The sequence below is a fragment of the Lachnobacterium bovis DSM 14045 genome (assembly GCF_900107245.1).
Taxonomy (GTDB): Bacteria; Bacillota; Clostridia; order Lachnospirales; family Lachnospiraceae; genus Roseburia; species Roseburia bovis.
On the sequence record NZ_FNPG01000005.1, the window covers coordinates 76,040 to 101,780 of the forward strand.

General features: G+C 30.6%; 23 protein-coding genes and 1 pseudogene. 2 read left to right on the forward strand and 22 right to left on the reverse strand.

Features of this window, described 5'->3' with window-relative positions; translation table 11 throughout:
• Positions 1-122: 122 nt before the first annotated feature.
• Entirely contained in the window at positions 123-1,205 is a 1,083-nt protein-coding gene (locus BLV79_RS01585) for an FAD:protein FMN transferase (protein ID WP_074715573.1), read from the forward strand.
• 189 nt (positions 1,206-1,394) lie between these two features.
• On the opposite strand, the gene BLV79_RS01590 is transcribed toward BLV79_RS01585, so the two are convergent.
• Genes BLV79_RS01590 through rsxC form a run of 6 tightly spaced genes read right to left on the reverse strand, consistent with a single transcriptional unit; the run spans position 1,395 to position 6,425 of the window.
• The gene (locus BLV79_RS01590; protein ID WP_074715764.1) at positions 1,395-2,189 is read right to left on the reverse strand and encodes an RnfABCDGE type electron transport complex subunit B; all 795 of its coding nucleotides are present in this window, start codon (positions 2,187-2,189) and stop codon (positions 1,395-1,397) included.
• Between the two features lie 15 nt (positions 2,190-2,204).
• Entirely contained in the window at positions 2,205-2,780 is a 576-nt protein-coding gene (locus BLV79_RS01595) for an electron transport complex protein RnfA (RefSeq protein WP_074715576.1), read from the reverse strand.
• Between the two features lie 14 nt (positions 2,781-2,794).
• Positions 2,795-3,529 (reverse strand): electron transport complex subunit RsxE, encoded by a 735-nt coding sequence (gene rsxE / locus BLV79_RS01600; protein ID WP_074715579.1) that lies wholly within the window; start codon positions 3,527-3,529, stop codon positions 2,795-2,797.
• The gene (locus BLV79_RS01605; protein WP_074715582.1) at positions 3,529-4,134 is read right to left on the reverse strand and encodes an RnfABCDGE type electron transport complex subunit G; all 606 of its coding nucleotides are present in this window, start codon (positions 4,132-4,134) and stop codon (positions 3,529-3,531) included. The genes rsxE and BLV79_RS01605 overlap by 1 nt, the downstream gene beginning before the upstream one ends.
• Complete coding sequence (locus tag BLV79_RS01610) at positions 4,127-5,086, reverse strand: RnfABCDGE type electron transport complex subunit D (RefSeq protein WP_074715585.1); 960 nt, start codon at positions 5,084-5,086, stop codon at positions 4,127-4,129. Before BLV79_RS01610 ends, BLV79_RS01605 begins: the two co-directional genes overlap by 8 nt.
• A gap of 13 nt (positions 5,087-5,099) precedes the next feature.
• The gene (gene rsxC / locus BLV79_RS01615) at positions 5,100-6,425 is read right to left on the reverse strand and encodes an electron transport complex subunit RsxC (RefSeq protein WP_074715587.1); all 1,326 of its coding nucleotides are present in this window, start codon (positions 6,423-6,425) and stop codon (positions 5,100-5,102) included.
• Between the two features lie 330 nt (positions 6,426-6,755).
• Here rsxC and BLV79_RS01620 point away from each other — a divergent pair, with 330 nt between their 5' ends.
• Entirely contained in the window at positions 6,756-7,946 is a 1,191-nt protein-coding gene (locus tag BLV79_RS01620; RefSeq protein WP_074715590.1) for a ribonuclease H-like domain-containing protein, read from the forward strand.
• 131 nt (positions 7,947-8,077) lie between these two features.
• Here BLV79_RS01620 and BLV79_RS01625 read toward each other — a convergent pair whose 3' ends face one another.
• The 16 genes and pseudogenes from BLV79_RS01625 to rpsO all read right to left on the reverse strand — a co-directional run bounded on the left by BLV79_RS01625 (position 8,078) and on the right by rpsO (position 25,727).
• Positions 8,078-8,848, reverse strand: a complete 771-nt coding sequence (locus tag BLV79_RS01625; RefSeq protein ID WP_074715594.1) for a CheR family methyltransferase — start codon at positions 8,846-8,848, stop codon at positions 8,078-8,080.
• A gap of 423 nt (positions 8,849-9,271) precedes the next feature.
• Complete coding sequence (gene rpsA, locus BLV79_RS01630; RefSeq protein ID WP_074715597.1) at positions 9,272-10,351, reverse strand: 30S ribosomal protein S1; 1,080 nt, start codon at positions 10,349-10,351, stop codon at positions 9,272-9,274.
• On the reverse strand, positions 10,332-11,186 hold the full coding sequence (gene ispH, locus BLV79_RS01635) for a 4-hydroxy-3-methylbut-2-enyl diphosphate reductase (protein ID WP_074715600.1): 855 nt from the start codon (positions 11,184-11,186) through the stop codon (positions 10,332-10,334). Before ispH ends, rpsA begins: the two co-directional genes overlap by 20 nt.
• A gap of 41 nt (positions 11,187-11,227) precedes the next feature.
• Positions 11,228-11,896, reverse strand: a complete 669-nt coding sequence (gene cmk / locus BLV79_RS01640) for a (d)CMP kinase (RefSeq protein WP_074715603.1) — start codon at positions 11,894-11,896, stop codon at positions 11,228-11,230.
• Positions 11,897-11,960: 64 nt separating this feature from the next.
• The gene (locus BLV79_RS01645) at positions 11,961-13,268 is read right to left on the reverse strand and encodes a BaiN/RdsA family NAD(P)/FAD-dependent oxidoreductase (protein ID WP_074715606.1); all 1,308 of its coding nucleotides are present in this window, start codon (positions 13,266-13,268) and stop codon (positions 11,961-11,963) included.
• A complete protein-coding gene (locus tag BLV79_RS01650) occupies positions 13,261-14,190 on the reverse strand; it encodes a MurR/RpiR family transcriptional regulator (RefSeq protein ID WP_074715609.1) in 930 nt (309 codons plus the stop codon). Before BLV79_RS01650 ends, BLV79_RS01645 begins: the two co-directional genes overlap by 8 nt.
• Before the next feature lie 158 nt (positions 14,191-14,348).
• On the reverse strand, positions 14,349-15,770 hold the full coding sequence (locus BLV79_RS01655; protein WP_074715612.1) for an oxaloacetate decarboxylase subunit alpha: 1,422 nt from the start codon (positions 15,768-15,770) through the stop codon (positions 14,349-14,351).
• Between the two features lie 16 nt (positions 15,771-15,786).
• Positions 15,787-16,938 (reverse strand): sodium ion-translocating decarboxylase subunit beta, encoded by a 1,152-nt coding sequence (locus BLV79_RS01660; protein ID WP_074715615.1) that lies wholly within the window; start codon positions 16,936-16,938, stop codon positions 15,787-15,789.
• A gap of 19 nt (positions 16,939-16,957) precedes the next feature.
• A complete protein-coding gene (locus BLV79_RS01665; RefSeq protein WP_074715618.1) occupies positions 16,958-17,329 on the reverse strand; it encodes a biotin/lipoyl-containing protein in 372 nt (123 codons plus the stop codon).
• A gap of 29 nt (positions 17,330-17,358) precedes the next feature.
• Positions 17,359-18,066 (reverse strand): OadG family protein, encoded by a 708-nt coding sequence (locus BLV79_RS01670; protein ID WP_159429310.1) that lies wholly within the window; start codon positions 18,064-18,066, stop codon positions 17,359-17,361.
• Positions 18,067-18,120: 54 nt separating this feature from the next.
• Entirely contained in the window at positions 18,121-19,527 is a 1,407-nt protein-coding gene (locus BLV79_RS01675; RefSeq protein ID WP_074715622.1) for a carboxyl transferase domain-containing protein, read from the reverse strand.
• A 260-nt stretch (positions 19,528-19,787) separates the two neighbouring features.
• Complete coding sequence (scpB, locus tag BLV79_RS01680; RefSeq protein WP_074715624.1) at positions 19,788-20,354, reverse strand: SMC-Scp complex subunit ScpB; 567 nt, start codon at positions 20,352-20,354, stop codon at positions 19,788-19,790.
• Positions 20,355-20,561: 207 nt separating this feature from the next.
• A pseudogene (locus BLV79_RS01685) lies at positions 20,562-21,302 on the reverse strand (segregation and condensation protein A); the annotation flags it as partial.
• 132 nt (positions 21,303-21,434) lie between these two features.
• Positions 21,435-22,994 (reverse strand): cardiolipin synthase, encoded by a 1,560-nt coding sequence (cls, locus tag BLV79_RS01690; RefSeq protein ID WP_074715626.1) that lies wholly within the window; start codon positions 22,992-22,994, stop codon positions 21,435-21,437.
• A 181-nt stretch (positions 22,995-23,175) separates the two neighbouring features.
• Positions 23,176-25,272 carry a polyribonucleotide nucleotidyltransferase gene (locus tag BLV79_RS01695; protein WP_074715627.1) on the reverse strand — a complete coding sequence of 699 codons (2,097 nt, stop codon included), beginning with the start codon at positions 25,270-25,272 and terminating at the stop codon, positions 23,176-23,178.
• Positions 25,273-25,460: 188 nt separating this feature from the next.
• Entirely contained in the window at positions 25,461-25,727 is a 267-nt protein-coding gene (rpsO, locus tag BLV79_RS01700) for a 30S ribosomal protein S15 (protein ID WP_074715629.1), read from the reverse strand.
• Between the last annotated feature and the right edge of the window lie 14 nt (positions 25,728-25,741).

Consider the following 25,741-nt stretch of genomic DNA (forward strand, 5'->3'; position numbering starts at 1 on the left):
ATATCATAAAAACGACTAATCAGCAAGTCATACTTCAGAACCTATTTTCAAAGTACAACCTAATGACTTTTGATTTTTATTGTGATATTATTAACTTATATATAATTAATGGAGGGCATATCATGAAACAAACAAAAAAAAGAGCCTCATTAATAGGCGTTATTTTATTCCTAATTGTGATTACATTTGCTTTATCATCTCGCTTTTTTTCTAAATATGATAAAGCTTCAAATAATCCTATAACAAGTTCAAAATTTTCTTTGGATACTATTGTAACAATTACTGTTTATAATAATGAAGATTCAAAATACGTTGATAAATGTTTCGATATTATAAACAAATATGATAATATGTTTTCAACTTCTAAAGCAAACAGTGATATTTCAAAAATAAACACTAATCCAAATAAATTCGTACACGTTCATAAAGATACAATTGAAGTATTAAAATCGTCTATAAAAACTGCTCAACAGACAAATGGACTTTTTGATCCAACAATTGGAAAACTAACAGATTTATGGAATATTTCAGAACTAGCCAAAAATGCAAAGAACAAAAACAATGAAGTGTCAGCTAATAACATTCCTTCTGCTGAAAAAATACACTCTTTAGTACCTCATATAAATTATAAAAATATTAAAATTCAAGACGATTCTGTTATGTTGTGTGATTCAAATGCGAAAATAGATTTAGGAGGAATTGCCAAAGGATATATAGCAGATAAAATTAAACTTTACTTTAATAAATGTCCTTTAAAAAACAAAGCTATCATTAATTTAGGTGGTAATATTCTAACTATAAATAAAAGTTCTTCTGATACTTTTAATATTGGTATTCAAAAACCATTTTCAGCAACTAATAGCACTATCGGTAAAATAAAAATATCAAATTCTTCGATTGTTACATCTGGAATATATGAAAGATTTTTTAAATGTAACAATAAAATATATCACCATATTTTAAATACCTCCACAGGTTATCCTGTTGATAATAATTTAGAAGAAGTAACTATTATTACACCAAAATCAACAAATGCCGATGCTTTAAGCACCAGTGTTTTTTCAATGGGTTTAAAAAATGGAAAAAACTATATTGAATCACTAAAAAACACTGAAGCTATTTTTGTTACTAAAGATAAAAAAGTTTATTTAACTAATGGTATAAAAGATTTTGAATTAACTGACTCAGCATACACTATTCAATAATAAAAATGATCTTAACTATTTCAAATAATGATACTTTCTTTAAATACCATTTTCTAATAATTAAGATCATTTTCTTTTTATTTTAAACTCATTATATGTGTATTATAAAAGTATCTTTTAAAACATCATATTAATAATTCAATATTAATGATTATATTCTAATGATATTTTTTATAATTACCATATAAACTATAAAATGATTTTCTTAGGACACTTTTGAGCACATATGCCACATCCTGTACATTTATCCTGATCAATATATGCAACATTATCTATCACTTTTATAGCTTCAACCGGACAATTCTTTTCACATAGATGACAAGCAATACATCCAACCGAACAGGCCTTCATAACATCTTTACCTTTGTCTTTTGAACTACACTTTACAATATGTGCTGCATTATAAGGGACAAGTTCTATTAGATTTTGTGGGCATGCCTCAATACATTTTCCGCATGCCTTACACTCCATAGGATTTACTTCTGCAATTTTTCCTTCTGTTATATGAATTGCATCGAATGGACATACAGCAACACACTCACCAAAACCTAAACACCCATAACGACATGCCTTTGCTCCACCATTTGGAACAAATTTTACATTTGAACAACTTTTATTACCTGAATAAACATAAAAATCTTTTGTTTTATCACAAGTACCAGAACATTTAACGAAAGCGACCTTTTTTTCTCCCTCTTCTGCTTTTACGCCCATTATCTCACCTACTAGCTTTGCAACTGGTGAACCACCAACTGGGCACTGATTTACTGGAGCTTCTCCTTTTACAATTGCTGCAGCAAGTCCTGAACAACCTGCGTATCCACAGCCTCCACAATTGTTTCCTGGTAGAACTTCTATAATTTTTTCTTCTCTTTCATCAACTGGAACTTTAAATTTTTCTCCTGCTATTCCTAAAAAAATTGCTATTAACAATCCAACACATCCAACAACAATAGCAGGAATTATAATCGCAGTAAAATTAATCATTTGTCATTCCTCCTATATCATACCTGAAAATCCCATAAATGCGATTGACATTAAGCACGCAGTTAACAAAACTGTTGCAGTACCTTGAAATGTTTTAGGTATATCATTATATTCAATTTTTTCTCGTATTCCTGCCATTAACACAATTGCAATCAAAAAACCGATTCCAGTTGTAAAACCATAGACAACACTTTCTAATACATTGTATTCATTTGTTACACTGTTAATTGCTACACCTAATACAGCACAGTTTGTTGTAATTAGAGGTAAATACACTCCTAGTGCCTTATACAATGATGGAATTGATTTTTTTAAGAACATCTCAACAAATTGTACTAATGCTGCTATTACTAAAATAAAAACTATTGTTTTCAAATATGATAAATCTAAAGGATTTAAAATAAATTTATAAATTAAACTTGTAATAAACGCCGACATTGTTATTACGAAAACAACTGCTCCTCCCATTCCGGCAGCCGTTTCTTTCTTTTTTGAAACTCCTAGGAATGCACATATTCCTAAAAATTGACTAAGAACAACGTTATTTACAATCGCTGAACTAATTGCAATAACAAGTAATGTTTTCATAGAACTTTCCTCCCCTATTTACTGTTTTGTTTTTCCTTATCTTGAGATTTAGAATGTTCCTCAACACCTCCACATAATCCAGCATTTGAGCATCCAAGACATGCTCCGCTCAAACATCCTGAAGGTGGTGCAAGTGGTGTACCTTTTTCTTCCATTTTCTTTCTTACTATATTCATTCCTGCAACTAAGAAAGCTAAAACAAGGAAAGCTCCTGGTGCCATAATAAAAATAGTCATTGGAGTAAAGCCCTTAATCTGTTTTAAAACTGGAAAACCAAGCATAGTTCCTGCTCCAATCGTTTCACGAACTAAACCTATTAAAAATAAGCCTACAGTAAATCCAAATCCCATTCCTATTCCATCAAAAACTGATGGTATGACTGGGTTTTTTGAAGCATAACTTTCTGCACGACCTAAAATAATACAATTTACAACAATAAGTGGAATATATACTCCTAATGCTGCTGATAACGAAGGTAAATATGCCTTCATTATGAATTCAACTACTGTAACTAATGATGCTACAATAACAATATATGCAGGCATTCTAACACCATTTGGAATCACTTTTCGAAATGATGATATGATTAAATTGGACAAAATCAAAACAACTGTTGTTGAAAGTCCCATTCCTATACCATTTATTGCAGATGAGGTTACAGCTAATGTGGGACACATTCCAAGCATCAACACGAACACTGGATTTTCTTTTATAATACCATTATATAATCTTTCCGTATTCTTTCCCATTATACCTTACCTCCTTTAAGATTTTTATATACCACTAATGCAGAATTGCAACCGTTTGATACAGCTTTTGAAGTTATAGTTGCACCAGTAATTGCTTCTATTTCATTATCCTGTGATGGTTTTTGTTTTACTACTTCTAACTTATCTACTTTTTTATTATTAAATTGTTTTGAAAATTCTTTTTCACTTGCCTTTAAACCCAAACCTGGTGTTTCACTTGAAGCAGTAATTGAATAACCATTTATTGTTCCATCATTTTTTATTCCAACTGAAAAAGTAATGCTTCCCTGACTACCATCTTTTGCCGTAACAGTAATTACATAACCAATAGTCTTTCCATCTTTTCCCTTGGCCTCCTGAATATCATCAATAACATCATTATAGCCCTTTTTACTAACAATTTTATTAACTTTATTTTTATCAAATGAATGTTTTTTAAAGGAATCTGCTTCTTTGTAAACTGCTTTATAAGCTGTTAGTGCTGTTTGTTCTTCGGCTGCTTTTATTGGACCCTTTGTAATATTATATACAGTTCCTAAAATGAAACCCAATATTAATGTAAATGCTGTAAGAATCAAAGCATCATGTATAATTTTTTTATTCATTTTTCTTTGCCTCCTTACTCACTCCAAATGCTCTAGGAATAGTAACATCTTCAATAAGAGGAACAAGTAAATTACTTAGAATTATGGCAAATGACACACCTTCAGCATTTGCTCCAAAGCATCTAAATAATCCTGTTAAAATACCACAACATATTCCAAAGTATAATCTTCCTCTTGGTGTTATAGGTGATGTTACATAATCTGTTGCCATGAAAAATGCACCTAGCATTAATCCCCCACCGCAAACTTCAGCTATTATATAATTAATATCAAACTGATATTTGCCAAATATTGCTATGAAAGCAACAAAGGACAAAATGTAACTTGCAGGTATTGTCAAGTCAATAACACCTACTAAAATAAGAAATGCTGCACCAAGTACAATCGCAATTGTCGAAGTTTCTCCAATTGTACCTGCAGTTTGACCAATTAACATCTTTAGTGAATTCACATTCTCAATTCCTTCATTTTTAATTACAGCAAGTGGAGTTGCTCCTGTATAACCATCAATATTGAAATTAGTCATATCTGCTGCAAAAGATATCAAAAGGAAACATCTTGCACCTAATGCCGGATTCATAAAATTCTGCCCTAAACCACCAAACAACATTTTAACTATTACTATGGCAAATACACCACCAATAACAGCTTCCCAAAGTGGAAGTGTTGCTGGTAAATTCAAACCTAATAATAATCCTGTTACAACGCAACTTAAATCAGATATAGTACTTTCTTTTTTTACAATTTTATTAAAACAAATCTCTGATAAAACACATGATAGAATTGTTACTAACACTACAAATAATGCTCTGATTCCGAAATTATATACTCCAAAAAAAGTTGCAGGCAAAAGTGCTATAATCACATATAACATTATTTTTGTTGTTGAATCATTTGCTCTAACATGTGGTGATGATGAAACTTGATATAATGTATCATTTTTTTCACTCAAAATAGTCACCTCTCTATTTGTTATTTTTTCTCTTCTTAGCTAAAATATTCTTTTTCATTGTCTTGATAGATTGTGCCACCTGTCTTCTAGATGGGCACACATAAGTACAACTTCCACATTCTATACACTCTAATCCGTTCCATTTTTCAAATTTTGCCTCTCTTCCTTGATCCGCAAATTTATGTAATCTAGATGGAATTAATTGTTCTGGACAAACTTCTACGCATCTCCCACAATTTATGCAGGCTCTTGTATCAACTTTTGAAACAATATCCTCTTTAAAGCACAATATCGATGAAGAAGTTTTTGTCATTGGAATATCTAATGAAAACATCGAAAATCCCATCATTGGACCACCTGAGATAATCTTTTCCGGTTCACAAACAAATCCACCGGCTTCTTCAATGAGGTCAGCATATGACATTCCCATACTGTATTTAAAGTTGCCTGGATTTTTTACAGCATCACCACTAACAGTAGAAATACGTTTCATTACCGGTTTGCCTTTTGTAACCGCTCTATAAATTGCTATAATTGTTTCAACATTATCAACTATACAACCTGCATCAGCTGGTAACATTTTTGAATTAATTTTTCTACCTGTTGTAGCATAAATCAATTGTCGCTCTCCGCCTTGAGGATACTTAGTAATCAATTGACATACCTCAAGTTTATCCTCTTTTGCAACTAACTCATGTATTTTTTCAATAGCTTCTAATTTATTATCCTCTATTCCTAGAATACCCGTTGCATTCTTAAAAAGTTTAAGAATTATTTTCATACCGCCAATTAATTCTTTGGTATTTTCAATCATTCTTCTATAATCTGATGTTAAATATGGCTCACATTCCGCACAATTTGCAATAATATACTCTATTTTATCCGGATCTTTAGGTGATAACTTAACATGCGTTGGGAAACCAGCTCCTCCCATTCCAACTATTCCAGCCTCTTTTATTTTATTAATTATTTCTTCATTTGAAAGTTTTGTATAATCGTCAACTTTTTCATACTCAACTTCATTAAATTGATCATCACTTTCAATAATAATAGAATTAACTAAATCACCAGTTGCAACACGCCTTGGTTCGATTGCTTTTACTATACCTGATACAGACGAATATATAGGCGATGATACAAAGCCTCCTGCCTCAGCAATCTTTTGTCCCTTTAAGACAGTATCCCCTTTTTTTACAATTGGTTGTGCAGGCGCACCAATATGTTGAGATAAAGGAAACACTAAATCTCCCTTGGGTAAAATTTCCTTAATAGGTAAATCTCGAGTAAATCTTTTTCCATCAAAAGGATGAACTCCACCTTTAAATGTCCTAACCCCCATTTTTATGCCTCACTTTCCTTTAATTTGTAAAAAACATTAAAACACGAAATTATGTTTGACAATATCGTATTTTCTCCCAATAATTCAAACATAATTCTATTTTCTTTAATTATAACATAACTATTTTGCGTTTTTATACACAAATTGTATTTTTTTTAGAACTATTTTAAAAATTCTAATAATTGATTATTAATTATAACAATATTATTTGTACATATAGTCCAAACAAATATTAACAAATTTTTATAATTTGAATAATATAACCGAATTATAGTATAATACTTATGAAAACTATGAAATGCATTTTTACAACCTAATGGAGGATGATAAATGACTATTTTTAAACATGACATAACTGAATTTTTTAATAATCTTTCAAATAACATAAAAGAAATATTTGATGATAATTCAATAGTTTTTGACATTGAAACAACTGGTTTTTCTAGAAAGTATTCTAATATATATTTAATAGGTGCAATTTATAAAAGCTCTGTTAACCCTACTAATATAACTACTTCCAATAGCAACGACTCAGTCTCTGTTACTTTAATACAGTTTTTCTGTGATTCTTTGTCTGATGAAAAAGAATGTCTAACGAACTTTTTTGATTTGATAAAAAGCCACTCCTTTTCAAGAAAAATAAAACTCTTTTCATTTAATGGCGATAGTTTTGATTTGCCTTTCATAAAGCAAAGAGCACATGAATATTTTGAAGACGACTATGTAAACTCAATCTTTGAATATGCAATCGATTCTTGCGACATTTATAAAAAAATATCAAAACTAAAAACTATTCTAAATCTTGATAACTATAAGCAAAAAACAATAGAATTATTTTTAAATATTAACAGAACCGATAAATATACTGGTGGAGAATTGGTTGATGTATATAAATCTTTTCTTAAGTATCCGGATAATTACCAGGAATTAGTTGATATATTAACACAACATAATTATGACGACGTTAAATATCTTTTAAAAATAATAGATATTTTAGCATACAAATTTATCCTTAAAGGGCAATATACCCTAGAAAATGTCTCTCAAAATACATACTTCGACATGAATAATAATCAACAAATTGAATTGTTTTTCACTTTAAGAAACAAATATAATATTCCTACAAAAATAAACTATCGTTTTCATAATATTTATTTCAAATTTAATTATGAAACGACCATTATTCGTGTTCCAATATTTTGTGGCAGCTTGAAAAACTTTTTCCATGATTATAATAATTATTATTATCTTGTTCACGAAGGTTATGCAATACATAAATCTTTAGCTACATATTTGTCAACTGAGGCTAAAACTAAAGCCACAGCTAGAACTGCTTTTCAAATAAAAGAAGGAATATTTTTACCTATATTTGATAACTCTTTTAATATACCTTTTAAAAAAGACTATGATTCAAAAGAATCCTTCTTTTTAGCCGATGTTTCATTTTTTAGCAACCGTACTTTATTAGAAAAATACATTATGCATATTTTCAAAAGTTTATGTAAAGAACTTAATCTATAATATATTTTATTAAAACAAATATTTAAGTAGCTTCATTAAAGTATTAAAAAACCAAGCTAAATATATTAAGCCTAAATAAAACTAATATATTTGCCTGGTTTTCATTTTGCTTGTTTTTTTATTATATAAACTTACTTTTCAAAAAAGAATGAACTATGTCTTAAATATCCCATTTCTTTATAGTTCATAATCTGTTCTGTACTTCCAATAAATAAATATCCGCCTTTTTTTAGAGATTTATAAAACTTTTTATAAATCTCATCTTTAGCCTCATCCGTGAAATATATAACAACATTTCTACATACAATCATGTCACAATCTGATGGATATGGATCTTTTAAAAGGTTATGTTCTTTAAATTCGACGCATTTTTTTATTTCATCTACCACTTTATAAGAACTTCCTACTTTTACTAAATATTTTTTCTTCATCTCATCTGGGACGCCTGCTACACTTTTTGTATTGTACAAGCCAACTTTAGCCTGAGCCAAAACCTGTTTATCTATATCCGTTGCAATTATTTTCAAATTACTTAAACTAGTATGTTTAGAAAGTGCCATAGCTAACGAATATGGTTCATCCCCAGTTGAACACGCTGCACTCCAAATCTTTATCTGTCGTTTTCCATCAACTAGTTTTGGAAAAATCTCTTTATCTAACAGTTGCCATTGATCCGTATTTCTATAGAATTCTGATACATTTATGGTTAAAAAATTTATAAATTCTTCGAACTTTTCATTATTAGTTTTAATAAGATTAACATATTCTTCATACGTTTTTAATTTATTTTTTGTTATTAAGGTATTTATTCTTCTTCGCATTTGCTTTTCTTTATAACAATTTAAATCAATTTTTGTAAGAGCATATACATCCTTCTTAAAGCTTTCGTAATTATCTAGCATCCGATATAAAACCTCCTTAAAACACGGCTAACTTTCTTAATATATAATTCTATAATATATAATTCTTTAAAATATAATTCCATACTAAATTCAACTATTTTTCATACATAACTAACTATATATAAGATTTCACCTACTTCAGTTACGTAGTATATCGGATGAAATCATTAAAAAGAATAGAAAAAAAGCCAAATACAATAAAAGTACTTGGCTTTCAATCCGATGTTTTTTTTATTTTGCTATATTAACCAAAACAATATAGACTTTTTTTCTAAAGCTTGACTGTCTTTCTCAGTCCCTTTTAATAAAAGCATACAATATTAAACCATAAATAACGCACTTTGTCAAATTATGGCTTATATTATACATTAACAATAATACACTTTCGTAAAATTGTTTCTTAAATATCATACATTGATAATATTATTCTTCTGTTTCAGACTCTTCTGAATCTTCAACTAAAGCTTTTACACTTAAGCTAATTTTACGCTCTTCTTCGTTAAAATCAACAATTCTTGCTTCTACTTCTTGACCTACTGATAATACATCTGAAGGTTTTTCAACATGGTCTTTAGAAATCTGTGATACATGTAATAAAGCATCTACACCTGGTGCAATTTCAATAAAAGCGCCAAAATCAGTCATTCTAGCAACTTTTCCTTTTACAACATTTCCAACTGCGAATTTTTCTTCAGCATTGTTCCAAGGATTTTCTTCAGCAAATTTTTTGCTTAAAGCAATCTTAGAACCATTGATTTCTTTGATGAATACTTTAACTTTATCTCCAACCTTTAATACTTTCTTAGGGCTCTCAACTCTTCCCCAAGACATTTCAGAGATGTGTAATAATCCATCAACACCACCTAAATCGATAAATGCACCGAAATCAGTAACGTTCTTAACTGTTCCTTCTACAACATCATCAACTTTAAGTTTTTCTAATAATTCTTTCTGTGCTTCAGCTTTTTGAGCAACTAATAATTTCTTTCTGTTACCAATAATTCTTCTATGTCTAGGATCAAATTCTGTGATAACAAATTCGATTTCCTGATCTTTAAATTTTGATAAATCTCTTTCAAAAGTATCTGATACTAAACTTGCTGGAATAAATACGCGTGTCTCATCAACGTTAACACATACTCCACCGTTAAGCACTTGGCTAACTTTAGCTGTTAACACTTCTTCATTTTCAAATGCTTCCTGTAAACGTTTGCTACCTTTTTCTGCTGCAAGACGTCTATATGACAATAAAACCTGTCCTTCGCCATCGTTAATTTTAATAACTTTAGCTTCCATTGTATCGCCTACATTAACAATTGTAGTTAAATCTACATTTGGTTCATTTGTATACTCATTACGAGAAATGATTCCATCTGCTTTATAGCCGATATTCAATACGATTTCTTCTGGTTTAACGTCAATAACAGTACCCTCGACTACTTCTCCATTTCTTATAGTTTTAATTGACTCTTCTAACATTTGTTCAAAGCTCATTTCTGACATTCTTTGAAACCTCCTCAATAATATTCTTTGGGGTTGATGCCCCTGCGGTAATACCTACGTTATTGACGGATTTCAACTTCGTATAATCCATATCGTCACTCGTTTGTATATAGTAAGTATTTTCACATTCAGTTTTACATATTTCAAATAGCTTCTGTGTATTTGAACTGCTCTTTCCGCCAATCACAATCATAGCATCAGACTGTCTTGCGATTTCTCTTGCTTCAGTCTGTCTCTTTTCAGTTGCACTACAGATTGTATTTAAAACAATTATATCATAACCTTTTTTTTCAATAATTTCAACTATATCTTGAAATTTCTTTAGATTGAAAGTAGTTTGCGCTACAATACAAACCGGAATTTCTTCATTTAGCTGAAACTTTTTAGCTTCTTCAAGATTATTTACCACCGAAACATTTTTACCGCTTACCCAACCACATATTCCCTTTACTTCAGGATGCGATTGATTACCTACAATAACTACATGATATCCCTTTTGGCTATATTCTTCAACCACTCTATGAATTTTTAAAACAAAAGGACACGTAGCATCAACAAAAGAAAATCCATTTTCTTCTATCTGCCGATACTCATCACTACTAATTCCATGACTTCTAATAACGATTGTACCAGCTTCTAAATCCTTTAATTCATCAAGATTATCTATAACCTTGACGCCTTTGCTTTCAAGGTCCTTAACCACTTCTTCATTGTGAATAATTGGACCATAAGTGTATATAGTGCCTTCATTTTCTTCTATCTGACGATAGACAAGATCAATTGCTCTTTTAACTCCGAAACAAAATCCAGCACTTTCTGCTAATATTACCTGCATGCCTACACTCCCTATTATTTTTTGATTTATTGCTTTTTAATTTATTTTATTTTCTCGCCAATAATTCTCTTCATTTCTGCTAAAACACCTTCAATATCAAGATTCGATGAATCAAGTAAAACGGCATCATCTGCTTTTTTCAATGGTGATACTTTTCTATTCATATCTTGCTTATCACGCTCAATTATATCTTTTTCAATAGCATCAATATCGCATTCAACACCTTTACTACATAATTCTTCAAAGCGACGTTGTGCTCTTGTTCTTGAGCTTGCTGTTAAATATATTTTTACTTGAGCATCTGGTAAAACAACTGTACCAATATCTCTACCATCCATAATAACACTTTCTTTTCTAGCTAGCTGTCTCTGTAAATCAACAAGTTTAGATCTAACCGATGGATAAACACTAATACATGAAGCCATTTTACCAACTGCCTCTTGTCTAATAACACCATTTACATTATCACCATTCAAAAGAACTACTTGTTCTCCATTTTGATGAGTAATTGTAATATCTATCTCTCCACAAACTGAGTCAATCTTTTCTTTATCAGCCGAATCAATATTATTTTGCATAAAATAATATGCCATTGCCCTATACATTGCTCCCGTATCAACGTATATATATGACAATTCTTTCGCTAGTTTCTTAGCAATGGTACTCTTACCTGCACCTGCTGGTCCATCAATTGCAACGTTTATATTCATTTTTCATTCCTCATCTAAAAAAATTTTTGAAAGTTTTAAACTTTCTATAATATAATACCAAATTTTAGCACGATATACCAGCCAAATGTCCTGTGGACCATGCAATTTGTAAATTATACCCACCTGTCAAGGCATCTAAATCAAGAACTTCTCCGCAAAAATATAAATTTTTGCAAAGCTTCGACTCCATCGACGATGGATCAATTTCCTTAACAGTCACTCCTCCTTTTGTAATGATAGCCTCATTGAAACTTCTTTTTCCAACAATGGTCATTGGAAGATTTTTTATTAATTTTACAAAAGCTAATCTTTCCTCTCTCGATATATCATTAACTTGTTTATCGGCGTCAATAGTAGATAAATTAACAATGATAGGTATCAATTTAGTTGGAAACAAATGACCTAACACATTCTTAAATTGTTTATTTAATCCACCTTCAAATTCTCTTAGAATTCTTTTATCTAGTGTCTCCTCATCTAATGCAGGTTTCAAATCAACATATAATTGTAACTCATTTTCAAATTCCCTAGGTTTGATATTTGAACTTGCTGATAAAATCATTGGTCCACTAACTCCGAAATGAGTAAACAACATTTCACCAAAATCAGAATATAATTTTTTATTTTTTTGCGACATTATATTAATAGAAACATTTTTTAGAGACAGTCCCTGTAATTTCTTAACCCAATCTTCTTTTATTTCGAAAGGAACCAATCCAGGCGAAACTTCCACTATCTTATGACCCATATTTTCTGCGAAATGATATCCATCACCTGTACTACCTGTTGTCTGATACGAAAATCCTCCTGTTGCAACAATTACTTTATCTGCCAAAATCTCGTTTCCATCATCTAAAACAACACCTTTTATAATTTTATCTAGTTTTATTTTTGGTTTTTTCTTTTTATATTTTGAATTTTGGTTCTCAGTTTCTTTTTTTTCTTCCTCTACAAAAGGATCATATAGCAATTTCTTAACTTGTGTATTAATTTTAATTTCAACACCTACATCTTCTATTGCTCTTTTTAAACACGAAATAATATCCGACGAATGATCTGATTTTGGAAACACTCTATTTCCTCGTTCAACTTTTAGATGTGTTTTTCTTCTTTCAAAAAAATCCATTACGTCTTTATTTGTGCAATCATTAAAAGCACTATACAAAAACTTATTATTACCCATAACGTTTGATAAAATCGTATCCATGTCGCTTGCATTTGTGACATTACAACGGCCTTTACCAGTTATGTATAGTTTTTTTCCTAATTTTTCATTTTTTTCTATTAAAACAACCTCATTGTTGTTTTGAGCAGCATAATAAGCTGCAAACATACCTGCCGGTCCACCACCAACTACAAGTACTTTACTCATTGTTAATATCTCCTAATTTTGCATATCTTAATTTAACTTTATCATCTAACAAATCAATTTCATCGTTCTCATATACCTGATATTCATTCCAAATATCTTCTAACATTGTCAATGTCTTAGCAACTTCTTTTTGTTTTTTCATACATAATGCAACAATTAACGCATTTATAACACTCAAAGGCGCTACTAATGAATCAACGATTGATGCCATATCACTGTCTGCAATTAAATTACATGATGAATATAAATTCATTGGCGAATGTACACTATCAGTTATAGTAATAACCTTTGCATTCCTTTTATTTGCAAACTCTAAAGCCTTTAATGTTCTCATTGAATATCTAGGAAAACTAATTCCAATAATTACATCATCTTGATCAATTCTTACCATTTGCTCAAATAATTCACTTGAGCTACTAGTCTGTAATAGATGAACATTATCAATAATTAGATTAAGATAAAAAGATAAAAAACTCGCTAAAGGCGCACAACTTCTAATTCCAACAACATATATATTTTTAGCCGCCAAAATAGTATCTACTGCTATCTCAAATGCATTTGAATCGATTCTTTCTATTGTGTTTTTTATTTTTTCAGCATCAGATTGCAGAACTGATTGTAGAATCTCTGATTGACTAATTCTTCCGTATGTTACTTCCATTCTTTGAATTGAATTCAACTTATTTCGAACTAATTCTTCTAAAGATTTTTGGAACTCTGGATAGCCCTTATAGCCAAGATGCATTGCAAATCTAACAACCGTTGATTCTGAAACGCCTACTGTTTCTCCAAGCTTTGCAGCAGTTAAAAACACAGCTTTATCATAATTGTCTGTTATATATGTTGCAAGAATCTTTTGGCCTTTACTCATACTATTGTATGAATTATTAATCCTATTTAATAATTCGTTTTTTGCACTCATACATTTACTTCCCACTCTTTATAATCATTTGATGTTAATTATATCAAATTTTTCTCGTTTTAAAAAGGGGCAATTTTACACATAAAAATCTCCTTAAGCAGAATAAAACATAGTCTTTTTCCTACTCAAGGAGAACCCAATATACTAATATTTAATTCTTAAACAGGATATGATCCTGATTTTGTATCGGCAACTTTTTCATCCACGCCTTTTTGCTGTGCTTGTCTATATTTGAAGAAATCAGTTGCAACTTGTGGAAATAGAGCATATGACAATACATCTTCATCTTGCTGTTTCCATTGTTTCATTTCGTTCTCAATAGTTGCTAATTCTGGTTCAATTAAGTCAGCAGGTCTACAAGTAATTGTATTTGCTTTTTCTTCTTCACTTAGTACTTTATCAACAACTTCTTGATTAAATGGTTTAACAGTTTTACCATATTTTCCCATTAATACGTCTTTTGTCTCTTTTGTAGCTACTTTATACCTTTCTCCCATCAAAACATTGAATACTGCCTGTGTTCCAACTATTTGGGATGAAGGAGTTACTAGTGGTGGCTCTCCTAAGTCTTTTCGTACTCTAGGGACTTCAGCAAGAACCTCTTCATACTTATCTTCAGCTCCTTGCTCCTTTAATTGTGAAAGCAAATTTGATAACATTCCGCCTGGCACCTGATATAAAAGAGTCTTAATATTAACACCTAGAACTTTTGGATTTAGCAAACCTGATTGCAAAGAATCTTCTCTTATCGTTCTAAAATAATCAGCAATTTCTGCTAATTTTTTTTGATCTAATCCAGTATCATATTGCGAACCTTTTAAAGTTTCAACCATAACTTCAGTTGCCGGTTGAGATGTTCCAAGTGCAAATGGCGACATGGCTGTATCTATAATGTCACATCCTGCTTCTACCGCCTTAAGAAGTGTCATAGAAGCAACCCCAGATGTATAATGAGTATGCAATTCAATTGGAATCTCAACGGTTTCTTTCAATGCTCTAACTAACTCATCCGCTTTATAAGGTACCAATAATCCAGCCATATCTTTAATACACAATGAATTAGCTCCCATATCTTCTACCCTTTTTGCTATTTCCTTCCAATAATCTAGAGTATATGCATCACCTAAAGTATATGAAAGAGCGACTTGAGCATGACCTTTTTCTTTATTTGTTGCATCAACAGCTGTCTGTAAGTTTCTCAAATCATTAAAGCAATCGAAAATTCGAATAATATCAATTCCGTTTGCTATTGATTTTTTCACAAAATATTCAACAACATCATCTGCATATGGACGATAACCTAAAATATTTTGTCCACGGAATAACATTTGTAATTTTGTATTCTTAAATCCATCTCTTAATTTTCTTAGACGGTCCCAAGGATCTTCTTTTAAAAATCTTAAACAGGCATCAAATGTGGCTCCACCCCAACATTCCACAGCATGATATCCAACCTGATCCATTTTTTCAACAATAGGTAACATCTGCTCTGTTGTCATTCTTGTTGCAATCATTGACTGGTGAGCATCTCTTAGTATTGTTTCTGTTATTTTAACTTTTTTATTTGTTTTAGTTTCCATTTTCTCCTCCTAAAGATTAGTTAATTCCAAAAATTGCCATAAAGCAACCTGCTGCAATAGCGGTTCCAATAACACCAGCAACGTTTGGTCCCATTGCATGCATTAACAAGAAATTAGTTGGATCAGCTTCTGCACCAACTTTTTGAGATTGTCTTGCTGCCATCGGAACGGCTGATACTCCTGCAGAGCCAATTAATGGATTTATCTTTCCTTTTGTAATAAAACATAATAATTTTCCAAATAATACCCCCGCAGCTGTACCTATACCGAATGCTATTAAACCTAATAATACAATTCTAATTGTATCAAGATTTAAAAATGATTCAGCACTTGTTGTTGCACCTACTGAAGTACCTAGTAAAATTACAACGATATACATTAAAGCATTTGAAGCTGTCTCCTGAAGTTGTCTAACTACACCACTTTCTCTAAATAAATTTCCTAACATTAACATACCAACTAATGGTGCTGTTGTAGGTAATAGCAAACATACAATAATTGTTACAACAATTGGAAATATAATTTTTTCTCTTTTACTTACCGGTCTAAGATTTTCCATATGAATTTTTCTTTCTTCTTCTGTTGTAAGTAACCTCATAATTGGTGGTTGAATCAATGGAACAAGTGACATATATGAATATGCCGCGACGGCGATCGGTCCCATCAAAGAAGACTGTCCCAACTTTCCGGCAAGGAAAATAGATGTTGGTCCATCAGCTCCTCCTATGATTGAAATCGCTGCTGCTGCCTTGTCATTAAACCCTAATGCAATTGCAAAGAAATAAGCACCAAATATACCAAATTGTGCTGCTGCTCCTAATAAAAAACTAATTGGATTAGCAATTAATGGGCCAAAGTCCGTCATTGCTCCAACACCTAAGAAAATCAACGAAGGTAGTATAGACCATTCATCTAACTGGTAAAAATAATATAATAATCCGCCTGTACCATTTTTTGAATTTGCTGGATTCAAAATAATATCCGGATAAATATTAACCAACAGCATTCCAAATGCAATAGGTACTAATAACAATGGCTCATACTCTTTTTTTATAGCAAAATAAAGTAAAACACATGCTATTAATATCATTATGTAATTGCCAACAGTAAGGTTAAAAAAGGCGGTTTGATGTAATAAATTATTTAAAATATCGCCAAGATTATTCACAATTTTTCCCCCTTACATATTATTCGTTTAATGTAGCTAAAATTGCACCAACTTCAACCTGATCTCCAACTTTTACGTCAATACTAGCTACTGTTCCATCACATGGAGCAACTACTGGAGTTTCCATTTTCATTATTTCTAATATCAATACAGTATCTCCTGCTTTTACTGAGTCTGATACATTTTTTTCAATTTTAAATACTTTACCAGCCGCTTTTGCATCAATTTTTACACTTCCTGCTCCAGTTGCTCTTGGTTTTTCTGTTGGTGCTGTTTTAGTAGCTTTAACAGTTGGTCTATTACTTGTTCTATTTATAACCGCACATTCACCTTTTTCCTCTACAGTCACATCATATACGTTTCCATTAACTGTAATTGTATAATTCTTCATTTTTTTTAATCCTCCTAAAATCAAAATTTTTAACGTCTCTTTATTTTCCTTACTACAAAATCATTTGTAGGAATTTGTTCATATGAAGCAATAGCAGCTGCAATTACAGCAACTAACTCTGTATCTTCAATCAAATCTTCTTTATCTTCAAAAACTTCTTGCTCAACTGGTTGTGAAATAGATTCTTTATCCTTCTTTGGTTTATCACCAAGAAATTTAAAACAAGATATTATTATGCTTATAACTGTAAGCATTGCAAACACAATTAGTACTGAAACAATTGTATTTCTACCTGCACTCTTTAATTTTTCTCCTAAAGAATAAATTGGATTAAATGAAAAATCTTTAAGTTTCATTGTATTATAATCATAAATCACTTGATACTCTATATCTCTTTTTGATGTCCTTAAAGTATACTTCGTAGTAAGAGTATCTCCTGCCTTTGAAATATGAAAATCTCCAATTTCTTTAGATTCTCCGTACTTGTCTTTCATTTCTTTCCATTTTTTTGCAGATTCTAAAACACTTCCACTTAATTGTCCACTTTTCTCAAGTTCACTTAAATTACCCTGATCAACAATTTTATTTACTTCAGAAAGTATTGTTATTCCCTGATTTTTCAAATCATTATATGAATAGCCATTGTAGTTTGTCGATTTTTCATCCTGAAATTCACAAGCACAAAAAGAGAACATCATAATAATCATTGTAACGAAAATAAGTAATCTTTTTTTCATTTTCAGCTCACCTTTCTTGTTTATTCTTAACATTTGATTACCTCGATTTTTCTCTTAAAATGTGTTTTTTGTATACAACATTTCAAAAAACGCAATCAAATATTTTCTTGTTTCATCAGGCTTAATTATTTTATCAATATAACCCCTTCTAGCTGCTGAAACAGCATCGTTCTGAAGAGAACTATATTCTTCCTTCTTCTCGTTTAATGTTGCTGAATCTTCATTTGAATACATTATCTTAACAGCCATGTCTGCATCCATAGTTCCAACTTTTGCACCTTCCCATGCTAAAACTATATCAGAGCCAAGAGCCTTTGAATTCATATAAATATAAGGACTTCCAAAGCACTTGTCTGTTATAAGATTAATTTTTGGCACATCTGACCTAGTCAACTCTTTTACAACTTTCAATATACATCTTGTAAAATTTGATTCATTATACAAATCTGCCTTAATGCCATTTGTATTTGATATTGTTAAAATTGGAATTGAAAAATTTGAACAATATTCAATAAAATCAGACATTTTTTCACACAATTCTGCCGTCAGTTTTCCATCAAATCTATTTATATTTTTTCCCTCTTCATCTAAATTTGCAATATTATTTGCAATTGTTCCTACAACCATTCCATTTAACTGAATAAATCCTGTTACAACATTCTTTGCAAAAAGAGTTTTAGTTTCAAAAAATATGTTATCATCCGCTATTTCTTCAACTAAATTATGTCCATATTCAACATGATCTGAAATATTTGTACATAATCTATTCAAATCATCGGTACCTTCTCCAATATAAATATCACTTTCATTGTTTAATGGCAAGAAGCCAATCATTTGTCTAATATCATGATAAATTGATTCTTCATCTTCCACTTTATCAATTATTCCGTTATTTTCAGCTTGATAAATTGGACAAGCAGTATTCTTTTTTTCTTTATAGTTGTTTATAATTGCATCAGGTGAATTCAAAAAAAACTCAACCTTTTCATCAGCAAACACAAAATCTGACATACCTGCAACAGTTGTCATGACCCCTGCACATCTTCCGAAAACAGCTAAATATTGTGGAATAATTCCTTTACATTTAGACTGCATTGAAATAATTTTTCCAATTGCCTCTAAAGCATCAACCGATTCTTGCAATCTTACTCCAACACTATCAATAAATCCTATAATTGGAGCACGCATTTTCAAAGCCATTTCATACAGCTTACAGATTTTTATTGCATGCATTTCACCTATTGAACCATTTAAAACACTTGCATCTTGGCTATACACATATACCAAATTTCCATCAATCAAACCATATCCCGTTATTACACCATCAGATGGTGTTTTTTCACAGTTAATATTAAAATCTGTGTTACGAGATGTTACTAAAGCACCTATTTCAACAAAGCTATTTTCATCAATAACTTTATTTATTCGACGCACTGCGACGTTATAATTTTCGCTACTCATTACACTTCCTCCATACATTTTATATAATTTTGATGCTTTAATTATATAATTTTAATGCTTTTTTTTCAATAGTATAATTAATGACGTATTTTAAAGAAATTAATAGTATATTCTGACATTATATTTATAGAAATATATTTCCAGTTTCATCTTAATTTCTTACACTTACTTTATTTTTTTATAAATGAATTCCTTTATACAAAAAAAAGCAAATTCATCACTTTAATTTTGTGTGAATTTGCCTCATAAAATAGAAAGCGCTAAATATCTAATTGAATTTGCATTTCTTTTTCCGCTTCTTGTTTAAATTCTTCTATTTGAACCTGATTCAAAATTGGAAGTTCATTTAATGATTTTACTCCAAAAACTCTTAAAAACTCTTCAGTAGTTCCAAAAAGTAATGGTCTTCCTGGTGCATCAAGCCTTCCTAACTCAGACACCAAATTATACTCTATCAATTTACTTATAGCATGTTCACAGGATACACCCCTGATTTTTTCAATTTCCGCTCTCGTAACTGGTTGTTTATATGCTATAATTGATAATGTTTCTAATAAAATATCTGATAGTACTCTTTTTTTGGGTTGCTTAGCAATCTTAATTAAATAATCATACATCTGCGTTTTAGTACACATCTGATATGAATTTTCTAATTTAACAATTGTAATTCCTCTATCTTCACTCTCTAAATCTTTTTTCATTTCTTCTATAATGTTCTGAGTTTCCTCTTCGCTTAAATCGATTGCTTTAGAGATTTTTGATAATTCAACTGATTCTCCAATTGTAAATAAAATAGCTTCTATAATGGCTTTATAATTTTTTTTCATGATTATAAATCCTCTCTATTATTCAAAAGTTTTCGTGTCTTCTAGTACATCATCATTAGTAATTTCTGTAGTAATATTTTTTGATATTTCAGTAGATATATTATTAACATCTGAAGAATTAATGTCAACTTCATACTTATCCCTATCATATTTCTTGGTATCAGGATTTATAATATTAACCTCAAAATTCTTCTTCTCTTTAGTATAAATCTTAGATTCAATACAAATATCTCCAAATATCTCTTCCTGAGAAATATATATCTTTCCACTTTTCATCAATTCTAAAATTGCTAAAAAAGTTACAATAATCTCTGTTTTCGAACTTTGTTCCTCTAAAAGATTCTTAAAGCTGAATTTCGATCTATTCAATGCATAATTCTCGACATATAACATCTTTTCTTCTAATGAAAACTCTTCTTTTTCAATCTTTCCAAATTTCGATCTAATTGGGTCAACTTTATCGACCTGCTTTTTCATAACATCTTTAAAAATCTTATTTAACTTTTGTAATGTTATTCCTTTCACCAATTCGTCAAGATTGACTGGTTCTTCATAACTTTTTACTTCTTCTGGAATAGTTGGTTTTTTATACATCGATTTTTCAGCATCAATCTGCCTATCTTTTAATTCATATGCCATATATTTATACATCTTATACTCTAACAACTGCTGAACTAATTCTTCACGAGGATCAACTTCTTCCTCATCTTCATTTTTCTTTTTGGGTAAAAGCATTTTTGCCTTAATTGACAATAAAGTTGCTGCCATCACTAAAAATTCACTCATTACCTCAAGATCTCTTTGACGCATTTCATCGATATACTCCATGTATTGATCAGTAATCTCCACAATTGGAATATCATATATATTTACTTTATTTTTTTCTAAAAGATATAAAAGCAAGTCTAGTGGTCCTTCGAAGACTTGTAATTTTACTGTCATTTCCATGGAATAAAATCTCCTTGTTTGTTACTTTATTTTACATTACTTGTAATTTGTTTTTTTCATTATTATTTCTATTGCTTTTACTTTATTTCTTCTATTGCTTTCACATTATTTTTGTATTATTGCCCAAATTAACTATAGCAATGGAGCAAAAGCCCTCAAAATACTTTGTAAAAATCTAATACAATAATCTCTTCTCTTTGTAAATTCTAGTGTAACTTTATCACATACAGCAAAAGTTTCAATAAAATCCTGTTTTAAATGTTCTATAGCACTACACTTATACATTAAAACAGCACTTTCATAATGCAAAAAAAAGCTTCTAAAATCAAAATTTATAGTACCTACAACACCATATTTGCCATCACAAATACAACATTTTGCATGAACAAATCCCGGACTATATTGAAAAATCTTTACTCCGCCTTCAATTAGAGGTTCATACGATGATTGAGTTGCTAAAAATACCATTTTTTTGTCTGGAATACCTGGTGTAATAATCCTAACATCAACACCACTCTTAGCAGCATTTACTAAAGCCTTATTCATTTCTGAATCAATAATTAAATATGGTGTAAAAATATATACATATTTTTTTGCATTATTTATAACGTTAAGATAAACATTTTCTCCAACCGTTTCATAGTCTAATGGCGAATCTGCATATGGTAAAAGAAAAGCATCTTCTTTTCTATTCTCAATCTTATTATAAGACTCTAATTTGCTCTTTGAAAATTCAATATACTCTGTAGGATCTTCCAATGTCTCTTTAATAAAATTCCACATTTCTAAAAACATAACCGTAGAATTCACAACTGCTTTACCTGTAAATTTAATCCCTGCATCTTTCCAATAGCCAAAGCGTTCTACTCTATTAATATACTCATCTGCCAAATTAAATCCACCTGTATATGCAATTTTTCCATCAATGATAACATTTTTTCTATGGTCTCTATTATTCATAACAACAGAAACAATTGGTTTGAATTTATTAAATTGAGCGAATTGAATTCCAAATTTTGACAATTCTTTCCAATCTTTTGTTTTCATAGTATTTATACAGCCAATATCATCATAGATAAATCTTACTTCCACACCCTGTTTTATCTTTTTTTTCAAGATATCCATAAGTCTATCTAACATATACCCTTTATCTACTATGAAAAACTCTATAAAAACAAATTTTTGAGCCTTGTCAATATCCAAAAGCATCTCCTCGAACAATTCTCTAATGTTCGAATAATACTTCGCCTCATCAGATTTATAAATTGGATAATGTCCGTAGTTTTTCATGTATTTAGCTAACTTATACGCATTTTTACTGTCTCTTAACTTTAGAAGCTCTGCATCAGACTTTTCTCCCATTAAAAACTTCTTATAATAGTTATGAGTCTTACTTAATTTTTCGCGAGTCTTTTTAGTTAGTTCTGATCGTCCAAAAATGAAATAGCACATACAACCTAAAATAGGGACTAATACTATAAACAACATCCATGACATTTTATTGTATACTTGCGTTTTTTTATTTAAAACAATAAATGCAATTATTATAGCCATAACATGTGCACCAATGCTTACATATTTATATCTCTCTTCTAAAACATAAACCCAGAGAACTATCCAATTTAACTGAATAACAATGGATAATAAAGTTAATGTTAATATGCCAAATATTTTATTCAGAATTTTTTTCAAACAAGCCACCTCTTTCAATTTTTCATTGTAAAGGATTTACATTTTTAACGCAAGTAAAAAAATACCAACTGAAATATTTAAAAAACTACGTAATTAAGACTATAATTACGTAGTTTTACTGCAATGCATACGAATTACAACTTCAATTCGTATGCATTATTAATCAAACATTACTCTAAAATTATCTTTCTTCTTCTGGGACATCTTTGATTGAGAATGAAATTCTACCCATCTTATCTTTTCCTAAACAAATCACAGTTACTTCATCACCAAGAGTCAAGACATCCTCAACGTGGTTAATTCGTTTATCAGTAATCTTAGAAATATGAACCATTCCTTCCTTACCTGGAGCAAACTCAACAAAAGCACCAAATTCCTTTATACTTGTAACCTTACCTGTTAGAATCTGTCCTTTTGTGAAATCTGAAGCAATAATTCTAATCATTTCCATAGCATAATTAATCATTACACCATCTGTTCCACAAATTGAAACATTACCTTCTTCAGAAATATCAATTTTTACATCTGTTCTAGCAATAATCTCATTTATTGTTTTGCCTTTTGGTCCAACAACATCACCAATCTTTGAAGGATCAATTGAAATCTGTTCAATCTTTGGTGCATACTCATTTACAGTTTTTCTTGGTTCTGCAATGGCCTTACTCATCACTTCATCCATAATATATAATCTAGCTTCTCTTGTTCTCGAAATAGCCTGTTCAACAATTTCTCTTGTCAAACCATGAATCTTAATATCCATCTGAATTGCAGTAATACCACTATGAGTACCTGTTACTTTAAAATCCATGTCTCCAAAGAAATCTTCAAGTCCTTGAATATCAGTAAGAACTACAAAATCATCATCAGTTTCACCAGTAACTAAACCACATGAGATACCAGCTACCATTGATTTAATTGGAACACCTGCAGCCATTAATGCCATACATGAAGCACATGTTGATGCCATTGATGTTGAACCGTTTGATTCAAATGTTTCAGAAACCGCTCTAATAGTATATGGGAATTCTTCAACACTTGGTAAAACTGGTAATAAGGCTCTCTCAGCTAATGCTCCATGACCAATTTCACGTCTTCCTGGACCTCTTGACACTTTAGTTTCACCAACTGAATAAGCTGGGAAATTGTAATGATGCATATATCTCTTTGATGTAATATTCGCATCTAAACCATCAATCTTTTGAACTTCAGATAATGGCGCAAGTGTTACAACATCGCAAATTTGTGTTTGTCCTCTAGTAAACATAGCTGATCCATGTACTCTAGGAATTAAATCAACTTCTGAAGCTAATGGTCTAATCTGTTCAATTGCACGACCATCAGGACGTTTATGATCTTTTAAAATCATCTTACGAACAGTTTTCTTCTCATATTGATAAATAGCCTCTGATAATACAGCCAACCATTCCTCATTTTCAGCAAATGCTTCTTCTAATCTAGCTGTAATTTCTTTAATATTTTCTTCTCTAACCTGTTTTTCATCAGTAAATACCGCTTCTTCCATTTCTGCTGGTGGAACAATTTCTTTGATTTTTGCAAATAATTCCTCTGGAACTGCACAACTCTCATATTCATGTTTCTCTTTTCCAATTTCAGAAACAATCATATTAATAAATTCAATAACTTTTTGATTGATATCATGACATTTATAAATTGCTTCAATCATTTTTTCTTCTGGAATCTCATTAGCACCAGCTTCAATCATGATAACTTTTTTAGAAGTAGAAGCAACTGTTAGTTTTAAATCGCCATTATCCCACTGTTCCTGTGAAGGATTAACAATAAACTCTCCATCAACCATTCCAAGCTGTGTCATAGCACATGGACCTGCAAATGGAATATCTGAAATAGATGTTGCTAATGCTGATCCTATCATTGCAACTAATTCTGGACGACATTCTGGATCAACTGACATAACCATATTATTTAATGTTACGTCATTTCGGTAATCCTTTGGAAATAATGGGCGCATAGGTCTATCAATTACACGAGATGTTAAAACAGCATTCTCAGATGCTTTACCCTCTCTTTTATTAAATCCGCCTGGAATTTTACCAACTGAATACATTTTTTCTTCATATTCAACACTTAATGGGAAGAAATCAATTCCATCTCTTGGCTTATCAGATGCTGTAGCTGTAGATAAGACTGTTGTCTCTCCATATTTTAATAAAGCTGCACCATTAGCTTGTGCGCATACTCTTCCAATATCAACAGTTAGTGTTCTGCCACCTAACTCTAATGAATAACTCTTGTACATATTATAAGTCTCCTTCTCTTTTTCACGTAACAGTATAACCGAAACTACTGAATAAAATAGGCTCAAAAACGCCATTATCCTACACTATTCAGTGGTCTCGGATGCTTCTCTGTACGTGCTTGAATTTTATATTTACATGAAAAACAGAGCGGAATTTCAAAAAACTCCACTCTGCAAATTCTAAACTATTATTTTCTTAATCCTAAACGCTCGATTAATGAACGATATCTTTCAATATCGATTTCTTTTAAGTATGATAAAAGACCTCTTCTTTTACCGATCATTTTTAACATACCTCTTCTTGAGTGATGATCTTTTGGATTAACTTTTAAGTGTTCTGTTAATTCTGAAATTCTTGCTGAAAGAATTGCAATTTGAACTTCTGGAGAACCTGTATCGTTAGCTGTTCTTCCATATTCGTTAATAATAGCTTGTTTTTTTTCTTTTGCGATCATTGTATAATCCTCCT